20 protein-coding genes and 1 riboswitch are annotated in these 18,646 nt (G+C 36.2%); of the genes, 8 read left to right on the plus strand and 12 right to left on the minus strand.

Translation table 11 applies throughout. From position 1 onward, the window contains the following. The first annotated feature begins 136 nt into the window (after positions 1-136). Positions 137-1,186 (plus strand): ABC transporter permease, encoded by a 1,050-nt coding sequence (locus tag QA539_RS00675; protein WP_219493561.1) that lies wholly within the window; start codon positions 137-139, stop codon positions 1,184-1,186. Between the two features lie 10 nt (positions 1,187-1,196). After that, complete coding sequence (locus QA539_RS00680; RefSeq protein WP_219493563.1) at positions 1,197-1,862, plus strand: ABC transporter ATP-binding protein; 666 nt, start codon at positions 1,197-1,199, stop codon at positions 1,860-1,862. A 46-nt stretch (positions 1,863-1,908) separates the two neighbouring features. Here the strand turns inward: QA539_RS00680 and QA539_RS00685 are convergent, their stop codons facing one another. The 7 genes from QA539_RS00685 to QA539_RS00715 all read right to left on the minus strand — a co-directional run bounded on the left by QA539_RS00685 (position 1,909) and on the right by QA539_RS00715 (position 9,490). After that, the gene (locus QA539_RS00685) at positions 1,909-2,742 is read right to left on the minus strand and encodes a YitT family protein (protein WP_219493564.1); all 834 of its coding nucleotides are present in this window, start codon (positions 2,740-2,742) and stop codon (positions 1,909-1,911) included. A gap of 97 nt (positions 2,743-2,839) precedes the next feature. Further along, positions 2,840-5,704 carry a YhgE/Pip domain-containing protein gene (locus QA539_RS00690; RefSeq protein ID WP_419895256.1) on the minus strand — a complete coding sequence of 955 codons (2,865 nt, stop codon included), beginning with the start codon at positions 5,702-5,704 and terminating at the stop codon, positions 2,840-2,842. A 195-nt stretch (positions 5,705-5,899) separates the two neighbouring features. Continuing rightward, positions 5,900-6,886: a HesA/MoeB/ThiF family protein gene (locus QA539_RS00695; RefSeq protein WP_419895257.1), complete on the minus strand. Its 987-nt coding sequence runs from the start codon at positions 6,884-6,886 to the stop codon at positions 5,900-5,902. Beyond that, positions 6,883-7,650 (minus strand): thiazole synthase, encoded by a 768-nt coding sequence (locus QA539_RS00700; RefSeq protein WP_219493570.1) that lies wholly within the window; start codon positions 7,648-7,650, stop codon positions 6,883-6,885. Before QA539_RS00700 ends, QA539_RS00695 begins: the two co-directional genes overlap by 4 nt. A gap of 1 nt (position 7,651) precedes the next feature. Then, positions 7,652-7,849, minus strand: coding sequence for a sulfur carrier protein ThiS (gene thiS / locus QA539_RS00705; protein WP_099483314.1), 198 nt, complete (start codon positions 7,847-7,849; stop codon positions 7,652-7,654). Further along, positions 7,830-8,936, minus strand: a complete 1,107-nt coding sequence (locus tag QA539_RS00710) for an NAD(P)/FAD-dependent oxidoreductase (protein ID WP_419895258.1) — start codon at positions 8,934-8,936, stop codon at positions 7,830-7,832. The genes thiS and QA539_RS00710 overlap by 20 nt, the downstream gene beginning before the upstream one ends. Further along, complete coding sequence (locus tag QA539_RS00715) at positions 8,909-9,490, minus strand: thiamine phosphate synthase (protein ID WP_283722083.1); 582 nt, start codon at positions 9,488-9,490, stop codon at positions 8,909-8,911. Before QA539_RS00715 ends, QA539_RS00710 begins: the two co-directional genes overlap by 28 nt. Before the next feature lie 82 nt (positions 9,491-9,572). After that, positions 9,573-9,671: riboswitch (TPP riboswitch) on the minus strand. 89 nt (positions 9,672-9,760) lie between these two features. Here QA539_RS00715 and QA539_RS00720 point away from each other — a divergent pair. The 3 genes from QA539_RS00720 to QA539_RS00730 all read left to right on the plus strand — a co-directional run bounded on the left by QA539_RS00720 (position 9,761) and on the right by QA539_RS00730 (position 11,291). Continuing rightward, positions 9,761-10,219: a hypothetical protein gene (locus QA539_RS00720; protein WP_419895259.1), complete on the plus strand. Its 459-nt coding sequence runs from the start codon at positions 9,761-9,763 to the stop codon at positions 10,217-10,219. A 179-nt stretch (positions 10,220-10,398) separates the two neighbouring features. Continuing rightward, complete coding sequence (locus QA539_RS00725) at positions 10,399-10,884, plus strand: GNAT family N-acetyltransferase (protein WP_219493578.1); 486 nt, start codon at positions 10,399-10,401, stop codon at positions 10,882-10,884. After that, entirely contained in the window at positions 10,881-11,291 is a 411-nt protein-coding gene (locus tag QA539_RS00730; protein WP_219493579.1) for a hypothetical protein, read from the plus strand. Before QA539_RS00725 ends, QA539_RS00730 begins: the two co-directional genes overlap by 4 nt. Before the next feature lie 104 nt (positions 11,292-11,395). Here QA539_RS00730 and QA539_RS00735 read toward each other — a convergent pair whose 3' ends face one another. Both QA539_RS00735 and QA539_RS00740 read right to left on the minus strand, forming a co-directional pair. Then, a complete protein-coding gene (locus QA539_RS00735) occupies positions 11,396-12,184 on the minus strand; it encodes a TerC family protein (RefSeq protein WP_283722086.1) in 789 nt (262 codons plus the stop codon). A 231-nt stretch (positions 12,185-12,415) separates the two neighbouring features. Continuing rightward, entirely contained in the window at positions 12,416-13,021 is a 606-nt protein-coding gene (locus QA539_RS00740) for a DedA family protein (protein WP_419895260.1), read from the minus strand. A 173-nt stretch (positions 13,022-13,194) separates the two neighbouring features. On the opposite strand from QA539_RS00740, the gene QA539_RS00745 reads away from it, so the two are divergent. Beyond that, complete coding sequence (locus tag QA539_RS00745) at positions 13,195-13,524, plus strand: hypothetical protein (RefSeq protein WP_219493582.1); 330 nt, start codon at positions 13,195-13,197, stop codon at positions 13,522-13,524. A gap of 93 nt (positions 13,525-13,617) precedes the next feature. Beyond that, positions 13,618-14,856, plus strand: coding sequence for an aminoacyltransferase (locus QA539_RS00750; RefSeq protein ID WP_120786227.1), 1,239 nt, complete (start codon positions 13,618-13,620; stop codon positions 14,854-14,856). A gap of 48 nt (positions 14,857-14,904) precedes the next feature. Here QA539_RS00750 and deoD read toward each other — a convergent pair whose 3' ends face one another. Next, positions 14,905-15,621 carry a purine-nucleoside phosphorylase gene (deoD, locus tag QA539_RS00755; RefSeq protein ID WP_120786226.1) on the minus strand — a complete coding sequence of 239 codons (717 nt, stop codon included), beginning with the start codon at positions 15,619-15,621 and terminating at the stop codon, positions 14,905-14,907. Positions 15,622-15,726: 105 nt separating this feature from the next. Then, positions 15,727-16,404 (minus strand): molybdate ABC transporter permease subunit, encoded by a 678-nt coding sequence (modB, locus tag QA539_RS00760; RefSeq protein ID WP_283722088.1) that lies wholly within the window; start codon positions 16,402-16,404, stop codon positions 15,727-15,729. Positions 16,405-16,526: 122 nt separating this feature from the next. On the opposite strand from modB, the gene QA539_RS00765 reads away from it, so the two are divergent. Continuing rightward, positions 16,527-17,684, plus strand: a complete 1,158-nt coding sequence (locus QA539_RS00765) for an acyl-CoA dehydrogenase family protein (RefSeq protein ID WP_283722089.1) — start codon at positions 16,527-16,529, stop codon at positions 17,682-17,684. A gap of 10 nt (positions 17,685-17,694) precedes the next feature. On the opposite strand, the gene QA539_RS00770 is transcribed toward QA539_RS00765, so the two are convergent. Continuing rightward, a complete protein-coding gene (locus QA539_RS00770) occupies positions 17,695-18,609 on the minus strand; it encodes an EamA family transporter (RefSeq protein WP_283722090.1) in 915 nt (304 codons plus the stop codon). Between the last annotated feature and the right edge of the window lie 37 nt (positions 18,610-18,646).

The following is an 18,646-nucleotide window of genomic DNA, read 5'->3' on the forward strand; positions in this document are numbered from 1 at the left end:
TTAGATATAAAAATTAAAAATATATCATCAATTCACACACCGAGACAAATATGTCTCGGTTTTTTTAGGTGGAAATTCTTATGCAAAATTAAAATAAGTAGTATGATATGAATAGACATATATCAGGAGGTAGGCAATGTTTTTAGCGTGGAAAGAAGTGATACATAACAAATTGAAATTTAGTCTGATTATCGGTGTACTCGTGCTTGTGTCCTATTTGCTGTTTTTAATTTCTGGTCTTTCTAATGGACTTATGGGAATGAACCGTGAAGCTATTGACACATGGAATCCTGACGCGGTGATTGTGACAAAAGAATCAAATCAGAACGTTGCGCAGTCGATTATGGATGAAGATGCTATAGAGGGTAAATTTGATAAAGTCGCAGGTGTAAAAAATTTACCTGTCATTATTGCTAAAGGCAATAATAAACAGAATACATTGCTATTTGGAATAAAGAAAAATGAGTTTTTAAAACCAAAAGTGACAGAAGGAAAACTGTTTAATAAAAACTTTGAAGTCGTTGCCAATGATTCCCTTAAAACGAAAGGATTTAAGCTTGGTGACACGCTAGATATCGCAGGGAGCGATGAAGATTTAAAGATTGTCGGTTTTACTCAAAACTCAAAGTATAATGCTGCAGCAGTATTATATGCGAATGATGCTACATTAGACCAGTTATCTATGAATAAATTAAAAGGTAAAGAAAATGCATTCTTTGTTAAAGATAAAGCGTTTAAAGATAAAGTGATCGATAACGATCTACAAATGATTGAGAAAGAAAATTTTATCAAAAAGCTTCCTGGATACACAGAACAAAAGTTGACTTTGGATATTATGAGTTATTTCTTATTTGCGATATCAGCATTTATTATCGGTATATTCTTATATGTCATTACAATCCAGAAAGAGCCTGTCTTTGGTTTGCTTAAAGCGCAAGGCATTAGCAACAGTTTTCTCGCAAAATCATTAATGATTCAAACACTTATTCTATCAATTATCGCAGTATTGATTGCCTTATTGCTGACGATAGGTACAGCTATGATTATACCTGACGTGGTGCCGATCAAGTTTGAATGGGATAAAATCGCAATCTTTGGATTAACAATTATGATTACAGCAATCATCGGTGGACTCTTCTCGATTCGCTCAATTCGAAAAGTAGATCCCCTTAAGACGATAGAGTAGGAGGGATAATATGATTCTTGAAATGAAACAAGTGCGTAAAAGCTTTGGTAAAGAGCAAACATATGTTGAGGCGTTGAAACCAGTAGATTTTAGTATAGATAAAGGGAAGCTCGTTGCAATTATCGGACCATCAGGTTCTGGAAAGAGCACATTATTGACGATTGCAGGTTTGCTTCAAGGTCCTACAGAAGGTGAGATAATCATCAACGGAAAAGATGTTTCAAGCTTTAGTGAAAAGAAGCGCTCCAAAGTAAGATTGAACGAAATTGGATTTATTCTTCAAGCTTCTAACTTAGTGCCTTTCTTAAAAGTAAAAGATCAATTTAAATTGCTGGATAAAGTAAAGAAAGATCATATGTCTGAGGGAGAGTTAAAGCATGAGCTTGAACATCTTGGTTTAAGTAAAGTGTTGAATCAATTACCAAATGAACTCTCAGGCGGTCAGAGACAGCGCGTGGCAATCTTAAAAGCATTATATACAAACCCTTCAATTATACTAGCAGATGAACCGACAGCAAGTTTGGACGGCGAGAAAGCCATAGAAGTAATCAAGTTATTAAGAGAAGAAGTGAAATCAAAAGATAAAGCAGGTATCGTTGTAACACATGACCATCGTTTATTAGAATATTTCGATGAAATTTATGAAATGAATGATGGAAAACTGACAAGGAAATAACCATAAAAATAATCCATAAGCGATTTAAGCTTATGGATTATTTTATTTAACTATTTCTCGCAAAATTGCCATGGACTTCTGTCGTTTGGTATACATTAATAAAGCATTTAGGATCATTCTCTTTTGCGATACGAATCACTTCAGGCAACTCATAACGAGTGAGCACCATCGTAATCATATGCTGCTTATTGTTAGAGTAACCCCCTATTACTTCAGTGATGGTGATACCGCGATAAATTTCGTCGATTAGTCCTTGTTTAACAGCATTGACGTTAGACGTTACAATTGTAGCAGTCAGCTTGATATGAGAAGTGAAAATCATATCAACGGTCTTACCCGTTATATAAATAGATAATAGGGTTAATAGAGCAATATTCCAGTTAAAGAAGAAACCAGAGCAAAGAATGATGATACCATTTAATATTGTCATGACTAGCCCTATAGACATATTACTATGCTGGCTAATAATCATGGCAACAATATCCATGCCGCCAGTAGTACCAGAATGCTTTAATATGATACCAACCCCGATGCCGACTAAGACGCCGCCGAATATAACATTCACAAAAAGTTCATGAGAGACTTTAGTGATAGGTATAAATGTCATAAAGAGAGAGATAAATATTACGCTGAGTACAGTATTAGCAATAATAGAACGATTTAATTTCCATATCCCAAGAAATATCAGGGGTATGTTGAGCAGTAAATTTAAGACTCCTGCATCAAAATTTGTTAATATATGCAGCAACAATGCAATACCACTGACACCACTACTAAGCACTCCGTGAGGTAATAAGAACAAATTGAATGCTACTGCAATTAGAAATGAACCTATTATTGTAATGATTAATTTAAATAGAATATGATTTTGATACTTCATTAAAAAACCCTTTCCTACATAATAATTACTATTATAACAAAGTACATATAGCTATAAAAGCTCGAACAGCAGTTCACTGTCCGAGCTTTAATATAATTTATTCAACAAGATTACTTGCTTTACTTCTTGCATAAAACCCTTTTTTAATCGGTTCAAATCTAGGTTTGAGTGCTAAGCCAAATGCAAACGTTAAGCCAGCAATTAAATAGAGCATACCGAGTTTAGTGAATGCAATTTCAGGAACAATTCCTCCGACCGCTTCACGTAGCAAATCTACAGCATAGGTGAATGGTAAGAATGGATGGATTGTCTGGAAGAATTTAGGTGTGACTTGAATCGGAAATGTACCCCCGCCTCCTGCAATTTGCAATACCATAATAACGATTGCGATAGCTTTACCGATATTTCCTAATAAACTCACAAGAGTATAGACCATTATTGTAAATGCAAGTCCCACAAGTATTGCGAATAGAACATTGTATACCGGATGCTTAGCATAAGCATCCAGAATAAAGAAATTACCTAAGACTACAATTGTAGATTGAGCAACGCTCAGTAATAAGAATAAGATCATACGCCCTAAATATAATTCTCTAAGTGAGAATTTACCGATGAGAGATTTATCTTTAAGTTCAGTCGTCAATAAGTTACCACTTAAGAGCGCACCTACCCATAAAGCGAGTGCTGTATAGAATGGAGCACTTGCAGACCCATAGTTTGGAATAGGGAATACTTGTGTTTCATCTAGTTGTATCGGTTCAGCAAAGTAATCAGATTGATCTTCAAGGTCATTGCGTAATAATTTGATTAATTTGTTGAACGTATCATTTTTATCAAGCTCTCTAAACTTATCAGCAGCTTGTTTAATTTCTTTTTCGATACCTGGTAGTTCTTCATTCGAGAATACCGCAAGTTCATGAATCTTATCTTGTGCACCTGGTAAGTTGTTCTGTAATAACTTTGAAGCTTCATTGTACTTAGCCATTACACTTGGCAAATCTTTTGCAGCAAAGTTACTTAGACGATTTAGATCTCCTAGTACAGACGGGAGCTCGCTTTCTACAAAATTTGATGCTTCTCCGACTTTAGATTTAAAGGTAGGGAAGTTAGCCTGAGCTGTCTGGTTAATACGGCTGAATTTTTGTTCTAATGCCGGAAGTTCAGCATTAATCGTTAACAGTGTCTCGTGTGCATTACTTGTTATTTGAACAGCATCAGCCAGTATTCGATCTACATCATTCGCAAATTGGCTAGCGTTTGATAGCTTCCCAGCTATCGTATCCAGGTTGCTGTCAATAGAGGCTAATCCATCTGTAAGAATTTGCTTCATATCAGCACTTGCAAATGCTTCAAGTGACGAGAGTGCTTTTAAAGCGTTTTGGATAGCACTATTGTCAAAACTTACTTTACCATTACCTCGTGCACCATTTAAAGTTGTGTCTAGTGATGCATTAAGTTTTGTCAAAGCATCGATAGATTGATTTAACTGTGCATTAATCTTTGATGTATCCCCAAGTCCAAGCTTTTCAGCCTGATTCATCAGTTTGATCACTTCATTATAGTAAGCGATAGATTGTTCTAAATTATGTTTATACACTTCAATATTTTTGGCAAGAACCTCAGAACTTCCTGGGCTTTGTTTGCTCAGTTCATCAAGCTGATTGATAGTATCTTGCGTCGCTGCAGCTTCTTCTTTCGTTAACTCACTGATGGCAAGCAACCCATCATTTAATGCTTGTTTAGCAGGTAATAGATCTGGTTTTTTTAAAGCTTCTGTCTGTTTTGCTTCCTCTTTAACATTTTTTTCGCTTGAGGGTTGTTCTATTGTTGCATTTTCTGAAGATGCTTGTTCAGAAGAAGGTTCTTCACCTGAAGGTAGAGATGTCTCTGTGCTATTTTTAGTCTTAGATTCGGTACTATTTTCTAGTAATCGTTCGGCTTCACCTGCTGCACCTTGTACACCTTGTGTTACGTTTTGAGCATTACTAATTTTTTCATGTACTCCGGGCATTGCACCTTGTGCACCAGTGATTGCACTTTGAGCTGTGCTCGTAGCCTGAATGCCTTTAGCGACAGCATCATTGATTTGTGGGAACTTTTGCTCAATAGTATTTGCTTTTTGTAGCGCATTTTCAATTTGGGGCATATTGTTATTAATATTGATGATCATTTGCCCAGCAGCGTTAATATCTGCGGCATGCTCATTTGCTTTAATTAATTTTCCCGCACCATCATTGATTTTGCCTTCAAACTCACTGAGTTGATAGAACTCATCAGCGTATTTTGTAATATCACCTTGATGGCTATCAATTTTATTGACTGTTTTTTTAAATTTTTGCATCTCAGGAATTGCTTTTTCTGCTTCATATACTGAGTTTTCAATTTTATGGTAAAGTGGTAATTTATCTTCTATCTTAATTCCAACACGATTACTTTCATCGAGTAGCGCTTTTGTTGCACTATCTACAAATTTTTCGTTCAGTGATTGTGTGATGGCTGTTGCCCCTGCGTTAGTCATTTTAGGTGCAATGGCATTAATTTTTTGATTCACTTTATAATCGATATGTGCACGTTTTGGCTTTTTGCGAAGTATACTCGTAACGTCATCTGAGAAATGCTTTGGAATATGAATGATAGCATAGTAATTCCCATATTCTAGCTGTTTATTCGCTTCTTTTAAATCTTCTGTAAATACCCATCCGAACTTTTTATTTTCTTTTAAGTTGGTGACGAGTTGATTACCGACATTTACTTTCTTGCCTTGGACCTCTGCGCCAGTATCGTGGTTAATGACAGCAACCTTTAAATATTCTGTATTGGAGTATGGATCCCAAGAAGACTTCAAATTAAACCACGCATAAAACGACGGTAAGATTGATAATCCAAGTAATAGTATGATAAACGAAGGTGTACGTTTAATGTTTTTTAAATCATGTAAAAAGAGTTGAAAGGCGTTTTTCATCTAATCTCCTTCTTTATATTAGTATAGTAAAAAAAATCATTCATTTGGCATTGTCAAATTTTGAAATAGCATATACTAATATAACAAATGACACTGTAAAATACAATTGATTTGTAATTATGTGACCATTCTTATTATAAATTTAAAAAACATTGAATCTACTTAAGGAGGAGGAGTATAATTTTACCCATTAAATTATACTGATATAGTGAAAAGGCTAGAAATGATTGACTTTGCTTCTGCTTTACTATATACATCATAAATGATAATACGTCCATCTTTCAACAAATGTACAGTTACATGATCTACTTTAATTATTTTAAATAAAGGTGTTGATTTTACAGTGTTTGGTATTTCTTTATGGAAGATATTACTAGGCAACTTGATAGAGTATTTACCGTAACACATCTTAGTCATATAGTGAGTATTGCTCGTAGTAGCTGGATAATCATGCGTTCCACATGTTTTACAGTTGTTATTGCGGAAAAATGTTGCCTCTGTTGATTTAAATTTCATATTAAAACTGTCGAATGTAATGAAGTGATTAGAGAAGCGACCCTTTACAACATATTTCATTACTTCTGAAACTTGTAAGCTAGCAGTAAGATGTGCTGTTTGAGGGAGTATTCCCTCTAATGAACAGTTCTGACCTGTATCCGGTGGGTCGGGTAGTAGGCAACGTAGACATGCAACTGAATAATCTATGGCATAGACTGTTCCCTTAGACCCGAGACAAGCACCGTAGATCCAAGGTATTCTAAGTTGGTGACAAATATCATTGATGACATAACGTGTATTAAAATTATCTGTACCATCAATCACAATCTTTGGTTGAAACTTTTCAAGCAGTTGCTTCAAGTTATCACCTGTAATCTCTTCGGGGATAGCGGTGACTGTTACTTCACTATTAATACGGGAAAGATGACGTTTTACAGCATCCACCTTTAATTCATATTGGTGAACATCTGTTTCATCATATAAACTTTGTCTATGAAGATTAGACAAACTTACAATATCCATATCACATATAATGATTTCTGCGGCTCCGCTTCGTGCAAGCATTTCACTGACTGTACTTCCGAGCGCACCTGCACCAATGATAAGAAATTTAGATTTTGAAAGATTGTCCTGACCTTGTTCACCAAACTGTGATGCTTTTATTTGTCTGTCATAGCGACTCATAGAAATTCCAGGCCTTCCGTAGGGCTCGATGCTTGTGCTGTATATTTCTTAGGGATTCTCCCGGCAGCAGCGCCAAGGAAACCGGCATGAACTGCGAGTTTCATCGCTTCAGCCATCTTCACAGGGTCTTTCGCGTGACTCACTGCTGTATTTAATAGCACGGCATCTGCACCAAGCTCCATCGCATATGCAGCATCGCTTGGTGAACCGATACCTGCGTCTACAATAACAGGTACACTGATGGCATCAATAATATAGCTTAAGTTCAAGGCATCATTAACACCTAGACCTGTCCCGATAGGTGAGCCGAGTGGCATTATTGCATGTGCACCAAGCGTTTCAAGTTTCTTCGCAAGTACAACATCACATTGAATGTAAGGACAGACAATAAATCCTCTCTCTAGCAGAATTTCACACGCTTTATACGTCTCAATCGCATCGGGTAATAATGTTTTACCGTCCCCAATAATTTCAACTTTGATCATATCGCACATCCCTGCAGCTCGGGCGATCTCAGCAATTTTTACAGCCTCTTCTGCAGTCTTAGCGCCGGCTGTATTAGGGAATGTAATATATTTATCTAAATCAACAGATTCTAATGGATTCGGTAAGTCTTTATCATAGAGGTTCATGCGTCGCACAGCGAACGTTAATGCATTCGTTTCGCTTGCATCTACCGCTTCACGCTGTATATCACCATTTTCAAATTTTCCTGTACCAAGGATGAGTCTCGATTCAAGTTCTATTGGTCCAATCTTTAGCATATTAACCGCCTCCTACAAATTCTAATAATTCTAATCGTTGTTCTGGTCTAATTTCAGTCTCATCCCACTTGTCTTTTTGTACGGGCATATCATCGATTACGATAACCGCACGCTTTAAATCGATATTCAAAGTTTCTAAAAATGGAACAAGCATCGTTTCTTGTGTTTCGTACAATTCATCATTTAAGTATAGTTTCATGTATATCCTCCAGTTTAAAATGATCTTTATATTTCATTGCAAGCGGATGCTGTTTATCGAACATAAGTTTATGCATCAGTGCTCCGGTAATCTTCGATAAGAGGATGCCATTACGATAATGACCGGTTGCGACAAATAGATTATCACGGACCTCATCGATTACTGGTCGCTGCAGTGGGTTATCGGGACGAAAGCCGCATCTGCTATCGACAATTTCACCATTCATGAGTTCTGGTAATAGGTCCAGCGTCATTTCTTTTAGCCAGTCGATACCTTCTTCACTTACTGTATTGTCACCATTCATCGATGTCGTTGCACCTATCACATATAAATCATCTGACTTCGGTACGATATAATGCCCATTTGTCTGGAACAATGTCTCTTTCATATCTAATGTATGGTGATGTATCGTCATCACTTCACCTTTTACACCGTGCATTTCAAGATGGATACCAAGAGATTTAAGGATGTCACCTGAATACATACCTGCTGCAACGACGATTTGCTGTGCTTCATATGTTTGCGAGCTGGTACGCACATTAAATCCATCATTTGCTTTCACGTCTATTACGCGATCGTGAATAAACGTAACATCTTCATTTAATGTCATGAGTGCCTGATGGTATTTAACAGCATTGACTTGTCCATCTGTCGGAATCCACATCGCAAGGTCATGATTGCGGATATAACCATGTGCAAACTCATCCAAACGATTTTTAACTAACTCTGTTGTCTTAAACTGTGCATTAAGAAAATCATACTGTTGAAGTAAAGATTCATGCTCGCCATGTGAAGCAATCTTTAATAAACCATGCTGCTGATAATCGATTACATAACCTAAATGTGCCAATTCATCAGCAAAATCTTTCATCATATGTTGCCCTTCCATAGAAAACTGGAAGAGAGGGGAATCAGAATAAAATTCATTTTGTGCACCAAGCATACCGCCAGCAGCATGCGTCGCTCTGCATCTACTAAAATCATCAATAATGGCAATCGAAATACCTTCTTGTTTTAAGTGATAGCATATACTCTGGCCAATAATGCCGCCACCGATAATTAAGACATCGAATTTCGTAACAACCACTCCTTTCGAACGTGCTCAAGATGTGCCTTATGCTGAAACAAACGAATACCACTGAATCCACTAAATCGAGTATCAAGCTGATGTATCGTATGTTCATCGATACCACCGATTGCAACAATCGGGATATCATATGAAAGTACTGTGCCAATTACAGACGCACTTTGAGGTGTGAGACCTGGCTTTGAAGGCGTAGGGAAGACGTGACCGAATATACAGTAATCAAGCACGCCATCAATCAGGCGCACGCTGTCCTCACTGTGCACACTCATACCGACACGAAATTCAGGATGTTGTTGCTTGAATGCTATCGCATCACCAGCACGCTCCTTAAAATGGATGCGTGTCAGACCATGCTTTATCATCAAATGAGGTGTATTATGCACAATAATCTTAGAAGGATCTATGTGCCGTTTCAACTGCATAATAAATACATCCAGCGCATCATCACACGCATCTAGACGTAGAATCACACCATCAATCAAAGCTTCTACATCCACAATCGACTGTATAACAGCATCACTCGGTTCCACGAATGGTGTAATCATATAAAACATAAGCAACCTCCAAAAAAAGACCACCCGCAAACAAACTACGGGTGGTCAAAATATATAAAAAATATATAAATATTTATAATTATATAAATGATAACTGCTTCCCTACGTTGGAATTATCCAAATCAGGTTATGAGAGTCAGACAAAGTCTTCTCAGCTCTAAGAGCACCCCTAGCCATATTCGATTATGTAATTAAGAATAGCACTCAATGGCTGATAATTCAAACTTCTAAATTTAAATGATAAAATAGAAAAAGAAAGGGGATGTAAAAATGAATGAAATAAATGAAAAACAATTAGCAGCATTGCTAGATGAACACGCTGAACTGCGTGAAAATATGAGTAACGGTGAACGAGATGATATAGATGAAGCACAATTAAAACAAGTAACGATGGGTAGATTACAAGAAGAACGCATGACATCTGAAGAAATATTAAGAGAAATCGATGAACAGGAATCACTAGATATAGAGAACGAAATCGCACATAAAGAAGTGCATATCTTCAAATATGTAATGTATACGATTGAAATCTATAAAGACGTCGAACTTACACTAGACAGACTTAGAAATTTAATGGCACATGAATATGCAGAGATGACAGAAGAAAGTCTGATTCATTATCTTAAAGACTATGAATCAGCAGGATATATCCGACTGAACGAAACAAAAACAGGTGTTACAGTATCTAAAACATTTCTCGGGGAATGTGCTTTAGCGTTAGTGAAATAAAGAAGCGGCTTGATTAGTGGCTTTTATTTGCTTACAAAAATATAAATATTAATAATTTATAATATCAAATACTTAGAAGAAAGATTAAGACATGCCTGTCATTCCAACAACTCAATATGTATAGATTAACCATAAAATAAACTTTTATAAATAATTATAAAGATATAAGGAAGGATAGCATGAATTCTAAAATAAGAAGTATGACTGAAGATGATATTCCAAAGATACAACACATTGCAAAACTCAGCTGGCATGATACATATGAAGGAATAATACCGCTTCATATACAAGATAATTTTTTAGAGATGGCCTACAGTTCATCTATGTTAGAAAAAAGGTTAGCGTTGACGAAAATGTATGTAGCAGAATTCGAAGATCAAGTTGTAGGCTTTGCAAATTTCAGCAAACCAGATGAGAATGGTATAGCTGAACTGGCTGCTATTTACTTACTCCCGGACTACCAAAATTTAAGGATAGGTAGCACGCTTATAAAGCATGGAATTTCACAGATGGAAGGAATAAAGTTTATAGACGTTGTAGTAGAGAAAGAAAATAAGGTTGGCTATAATTTTTATAAAAAATTTGGTTTTTTAGTACAGGACGAATTTGAAGATGATTTTGACAGTCACATATTGAAGTCGGTAAAAATGAGGTTAACATTATGAATACATTCCATATAGCTCTTAAACGTTTACCTGAAGAAGTGCAGGAGATGATTATGGACAAAAAGTTAAATGATGTACTTATGTATTTTATGGAACATGAAGTACAAGATTATTATTTGATGAAATACTTATCAAATATTGCACATCTTAAAGATGAAGTAGAATATCATGAAATGGTCGCAAGTATTTACCATTTTCATTTCAACTATGAAGTTGATGCATATGATGCAGCTTATTATCATTACTGGCGTTCGTTAGAGCTTACATCTTTTAACGATATAGAATTATTAGAAGAGTTTCTTCAAATTCTGGATGAACCTGATTTTGATATTATAGAAGAGGAAAATATTGAATATGTAAAAAATCAGATAAGACTATTAGAAAAGGAGTCTATTATCAGAATTTGATGATACGATAAAACCCCCAACATATAAATGTTGGGGTTTTATCATAGTCTTTATAGAGTACGATTCTCTCATATCATTTGTTGCCTATAGAATATCATATTTCATTATGAATGACTTCTCTTGTTCTGTCTTGCGCTCGTAATAAAGCCGATTGCTAATATTGAAAGTAGTACACCCCAGAAGATTAACTGCCATGGTAATGAATGTGGGAAATCATGTGGTAATACGTGTATCGAATCATGTGCGAGCACCAGTACAACAAGTTTCACACCGATCCATCCTACAATAGCGAATGCTGCTGCTTCAAGTCCTGGATATTTCTCAAGCAACTTGATGAAGTATGTTGCAGCGAATCGCATTAAGATAACACCTAACATTCCTCCCGTAAACATTACTGCAAATTGTCCTGCATTAAGTCCCATAAAATCCGGACCAACGTGAGGTAGTGTAACAGCAATTGCGATTGCTGCAAGCATTGAGTCGATCGCAAAAGCTATGTCTGCGAACTCAACTTTCAGTACAGTCATCCAGAAACCGCTGCCTTTCGATTCGTTACCTTCTTCTTCAGCAATATTCGGTACGGATGGATCATCTGCGTGATCTTTCTTTTTAAAGTATGTGTATAAACTCTTCGCGGACATAAATAGCAAGTATGCTGCACCAGCTGCTTGTATCCACCAGTACTTCGCAAGTACTGTAATAAAGAATAGTGCAATTAATCTAAACACAAATGCACCGACTAAACCATAGAATAAAGCTTTCTTTCTTTGTTCTTCAGGTAGGTGCTTTACCATTACTGCCATTACGATGGCATTATCTGCTGCTAGCAACCCCTCTAATAATACTAATACGACAATTACCCATGCATATGCTAATAAAATACTTGGATCCATATGTTCACTCCTTAAATTTTGAATATAAAAAGACCCATGCCAAAAAGTATTGGCAAAGGTCTCGCTGAATGTACATTCTTATAATGCCGGAAGTGTGTACTTCGTAATGACGACATTATAATCGGGTTACCCCTTAGCTACTCCCCTTCGACATAAGTCTTAGGATATTCGATTGATTTGATATAACTATAGCACATATTTTTTTAATTTACCATGTTAATGAAATGGTAATTATTTTTTGCGTTTATACAGATAGATAACGACTGCAGTTATCAGTATTGCCATTACGATATAAAGTACATTAGAGTACATATCAAAATATTGCAGTACTTTCTCCCAGTTCTGTCCAAGCGCCATACCTAAGTATATGAGAACGGCATTCCAGATAATTGTTCCGACTGTTGTGTAGAGTATGAAAGGAACGATGGACATCTGACTGAGTCCTGCCGGGATAGAGATTAAGCTTCTGATAAGGGGAACAAAGCGACATAAGAATACTGCTGTATAACCATATTTATTGAACCATTTGTTTGCTTTATGAATATCTTCGATGTCGAGTCTTAAGATGAAACCATATTTATCGATAATCTTTTCTATTCTTCTGAGGCCTAGGATATGACCTAAATAATAGAGGATGACTGCACCTCCAACTGCGCCGAGCGTAGAAGCGATGAGCATTCCAGCAAATGATAGTTTTGGGGACTGATCAACCATAAATCCGCCAAACGTTAATATAACTTCTGATGGAATCGGGGGGAACACATTTTCAAGTAGGATGAGTAAGAACACACCAAAGTAACCGAACTGTTCCATGACATCCATAATCCATTGCTGCATAATAGCCTCCATATAATTCTGTATAAAAGTAATATAACCCAAATGTTTAGGTTTATAAAACGAAAACAAATAGGTATGGCAACGATTTTAAGTGATTTAAAACAAATCGATATCATAAATAGGATAGAAAAGGGTATATTTAAAACAAATAAAAATTATTTTAGGAGGATATTATGGCACAATTTAGAAAAATATCAGAAGAAGAGTTATTTCCAACGGAACAATTAGGACCAGAAATCGAAGGGACGGTATTATTCCCGACACCTAATGGTATGAGTGAATTGCAAGGTGCGTACATTGCAACAAGTGAACGTTTATTTATGAATGTTGATATGGGAGAGCGTGTTTATGAACGAGTGGTTGGCATGCATGAAATTCACGGAGTTGCAAGTGAAGAGGATACATTGACTATAACGTTCGATATTGGACCGATTAAGATGGTGAATTTAAATGCTGAAGAATTGCGAGTTTTTACTGACTTTCTACAAAGTTATATTAAATAAATGATTTCAAAGCAGAGTATATGGTATCTCTGTCGTTTTCATGTAGTGAATGTTATATTAATAATAAACAGTTAAATAGAGAGGGAGTACAAGATGAAGTTTTGCGAGTTACAACCAGATGAATTTGAATCCTTTGTGAATGAGCATTTCAGTCATTACACACAATCAAGAATTCATTACGATTATAAAGTTGAGCATAATGAACCTGTACATATTGTTGGGGTTAAAGAGGGAGATGAAGTACTTGCTGCATGTCTATTAACGAGTGCACGCGCTTTTAAGTACTTTAACTATTTCTACTCGCATCGTGGTCCTGTGATGGATTATTCAAATAAGGTGCTTGTTGATTTATTCTACACAGAGCTAAGAAAGTATTTAAAATCACATAATGGTTTATTTGCATTGATAGATCCACATATTATTATGAACTATAGAGATCACGACGGTAATATTACGGAGTCAAATGATGTGGAAGGCTTTATTGGACAGATGGAAGGTTTAGGGTACCACCATCGTGGATTCCCAGTTGGGTATTCTAATGATTCACAAGCCAGATTCTTATCAGTGCTTAATCTTGAAGGTAAATCTGAAGATGAATTATTAAAGGAAATGGAATATAAAACGAGACGTAATATTAAGAAAACGTATGAGATGGGTGTTCGTTTAAGAGATTTATCGGTTGAAGAAACAGATAAATTCTTTGAATTATTTCAGATGGCTGAAGATAAACATGGATTCTCGTTCAGAGACTTTGATTACTTCGTTAAGATGCAAAAGATATACAAAGATCAATGTAGGCTTGTATTAAGTTACATTGATTTAGATGAGCATCTTGATATTCTGCATAAAGATTTAAAACAGAAAGAAAACGAATATAATAAAGAGAAATTGAAGTTGGATGAAAACCCTGGCTTCAGAAAATTACGTAATAAAGTTGATCAGCTTTCCAAAGCAGTTGATAAAGAGAAGAAGAAAGTTGCAGAAATTGAATCTTTAAAGCAGACAGATGGCAGAATTCTTCACTTAGCAAGTGCATTGTATATTCATAATGAACATGAATTATATTATTTATCAAGTGGTTCTAATCCTAAGTATAATCAATTTATGGGGCCCTATAATATGATGTTTGAAATGATTAAGTATGCCAAGAGCCTGAATTTAAAAACTTATAATTTTTATGGTGTAACGGGTGTATTCACTGAAGATGCTGAAGATTATGGTGTACTTAAATTTAAGAAAGGCTTCAATGCACATATTGAAGAATATATTGGAGACTTTATTTTACCCCTTAGCCCGTTTTATAAATTATACGAACTAAAACAGAAACTCTAATTAATAAGCCGATACTTCTTAGAAGTATCGGCTTATTGATCTATTGTATTACTCTACGATTTCTAATGCGATTTCCATCATATTAGTGAATGATGTTTGACGCTCTTCAGGTGTCGTTTCTTCGTGTGTTAGTAAGTGGTCGCTTACTGTGAAGATTCCAAGTGCACGAACGTCTCCACCAGCATAAGCAGCATTCATGTATAATCCTGCAGATTCCATTTCAACAGCTAAGATGCCCATTGAACGCCATTTATCAGTTGCGTCTTCATTCGCATTGTAGAAGATATCTGATGATAATACGTTACCAACGTGACTGACAGCACCTTTTTCATCAGCTAATTGTTTCGCACGTGCAAGTAAATCGAAGTTAGCGATTGGTGCGAAGTGACCAGGTAGTCCGTATTGCGCCACGTAGTTAGAGTCCGTTGATGCACCTTGAGCAATGATAATATCGTATACGTTAATATCTTCTTGCATTGCGCCACAAGAACCTACACGAATTAAATTTTTCACACCAAAGGTATGAATCAATTCATAAGAATAGATGCCGATAGACGGAATCCCCATACCAGTACCCATAACTGAGATACGCTTTCCTTTATAAGTTCCAGTGTATCCGAACATATTACGTACTTCATTAAATTGAACAACGTCTTCTAAATATGTGTCTGCAATAAACTTAGCGCGAAGTGGATCTCCAGGTAAGAGAATTGTTTCTGCGATTGGATTGTTTTCTGGTTTAATGTGTGGTGTTGATTTAGACATTATGTTTTCTCCTTTAATAAATATATTTGATCACTTTTAGTCTACCTTACAATGCTATCTTCTTTCAAGCAAAGGTATTATAAAGTGTAGGTTTATAGAGATTTATTATTTTCTTAATCGTTGTGTGGCGATCATCATGAAGAATGACATCACAATCATTATGAAAACCCAGGCGTATGCAAGATGCAAATCATTATTTTCAATTGCTACATATATTGCTGTCGGCATCGTCTCGGTAACACCAGGTATATTGCCGGCGAATATAAGTGTTGCACCGAACTCTCCGATTGCGCGTGCAAAGGCTAACAAAGTTCCAGTTAGCAAGGCCGCTCTCGATAAAGGTAAAGTAATATGTGTAAACATGCGAAACTTTGAAGCGCCATCAAGCTGGGCAACATGATATAAATTTTCCGGAATCTGTTCTATACCTATTTTTATTGATTGATACATTAATGGTAAAGCGACAAGAGTAGATGCGGTAATAGCGGCATAAATTGTAAAGATAATTGGCTGGTGAAAGAGTAGGTCTATAAATCTCCCCATTACGCTTTGTTTACCAAATAAGATGAGCAGTAAAAATCCTACAACGGTTGGAGGAAGTACCATTGGCATCATAATGATAGCTTCTAAAATCGTCTTTCCTTTAAAATATTTCCTGGATAATAAATAATGTAATAAAAGTGCCAATACGAAACTTAATATTGTTGCACTCACTGCGACTTTGAGCGAGATGATTATGGGTGATATAAAGTTTTCGTCATTTAATAAACTGGATAAAGTCATATTTTTCGTCCTAATTGTTAATTTGTTAATATCATTATATATGATTATATGAATACACGCTTATCGAAAATGATAGTTGTAAATAAAAGTGTTACAATTTCAATGAGAGGAGAATGACAGCAATGGAAAATGAATTATTTCTTGAAAGCAGCATCGAATTAAAATGGAAAGCATTATTCGAAGCAAACAGAGAGTGGTTAGAACGAACGGCCGCAGAAGCTGATAAAAAAGGAGTGCTTAACAATCAGCTTATCGATTGGTTGATTAAACATGAGTATCACATGCTAACTTTGCCTGTTGAACATGGTGGTGCTGGGTGTAATATTAAAGAACTTATCGTGATTCAGTCTTTACTTGGATATTATGATGAATCAACAGCCTTATCCATTGGTTGGCATCTTGGTGTTGTGGGAGAAGTATTTGAGTTAAACCTCTGGTCGGAAGAGATGATGTTGCAATTTGCTGAAGACGTAAAAAAGGGTGCAATCACGAATCGCGTTGTATCCGAAAGCGAGATGGGAAGCCCGACGCGAGGAGGTCGTCCTTCTACGAATGCGGTACATGCTGGAGAGAAGTATGTAATTAATGGCACTAAGACCTTTGCATCCATGAGTCATCGTCTGACGCACATGCTTGTAGGAGCTTACGATACTGAAGCGTCTGCTATGGGGTTCTATTATGTCCCAGCTGATAGTGCTGGTATTGAAATCGTTGAGACATGGGATACGTTAGGGATGCGTGCAACGGCTAGCCATGATGTCATTTTTAATGATGTGAACATCAATGAACGCAACAGAGTTGAAATTAATAAAGAAAAGCTTGCGAATCCATGGTTGATGCATATTCCGGCAGTTTATCTTGGTCTTGCACAACGTGCACTAGATGAAGCAGTACAATTCAGTAAAACGTATCAACCAAACTCTTTGCAGACGACCATCAGTGAACTTCCTCATATTCAGGATAAACTCGCTAAAATGGAGATGCTGATGATGCAGTCTCGTCATTTCATTTATCATGCATGCGATATGCACTTGGAAGGTAAGACAGAACATCTCGGACTTACATTCCAGCTGTCAAAACATATCATTGTCAATAATGGACTTGAAATTATTGATTTAGCAATGCGCGTATTAGGGGCAAAGAGCCTGGAACGTACAAGAATATTAGAAAGAATATTAAGGTCGATGAGAGCAGGCCTGCATAATCCACCGATGGATGATGCTGTTGAACGCAATATTGTGACTCAATTATTAAAAACACATGAAATCAATGCGCATTAATGCATTGATTTCATGTGTTTTTTTGTACTTTTTTTTCTTTAGAATTAATGATGGATATAAAGAGGACGACACCTAGTATAATCATCATTCCAATAATCTGAATAAAATTAAATGGCTGTTTCAGCCAAAGGATACTCACGATAATAGCGGTAAGTGGTTCTATACATCCAAGTAATGCAGTAAGTTGTGGATCGATATATTTCACGCTTAATAAATATAAGAAGAATGCAAGTGCAGTTCCTACGATAATCACAAAGATTAAATATCCGATGGCCACACTTCCCATCGCAAAAGGGTTAATATACCAATGTCTATTGAAAAGACTGATAAATATTCCTGCAAAGAGCATTGCCCATCCAATAATAACTAATGGTTTATTATGAACAAATAGTCGTCCAGCATACATTGTGTAGAATGCAGCTGCCACTGCGCTGAGCAATCCCCAGATGATGGCTTTGGGTGGGACGACAACGTTATTAATATTACCACTTGTAAGAAGTAGAAAAGTCCCGAATGTAGATACAGCGATGACGATAAAATCAATCAACCTAAAATTAATTTTACGTGTGCTAAGCAAATAAATTAAAATGACAATAGGTGCTAAATACTGTAGTAAAGTAGCGACAGCAGCATTTCCGGCTTCTATTGAGGCAAGAAAAGTATACTGTACTGCAAGCATTCCGAATATTGAATATATAATGAGATGTATCATAGTATAGCGATCTTTAAAGAGGTTGAAAATATTTTGTTTTCTAATAACAGCAAGTAGCAATAAGAATAATCCACTGAATATTAATCTTACAGTAATAAACCAATCAAGAGGAAGTTTAAAAGTCTGGAACATTTGTTGTGATACTGTCCCGCCTACACCCCAGAATATTGCCCCTAATGTAACAAGAATGATGCCTTTTGTCGTATTATTCATGATAGCCCTCCTTAAATTGCATATTACCTCGATTATA

The organism is Macrococcus psychrotolerans (genome assembly GCF_038095555.1).
Taxonomy (GTDB): Bacteria; Bacillota; Bacilli; order Staphylococcales; family Staphylococcaceae; genus Macrococcoides; species Macrococcoides psychrotolerans.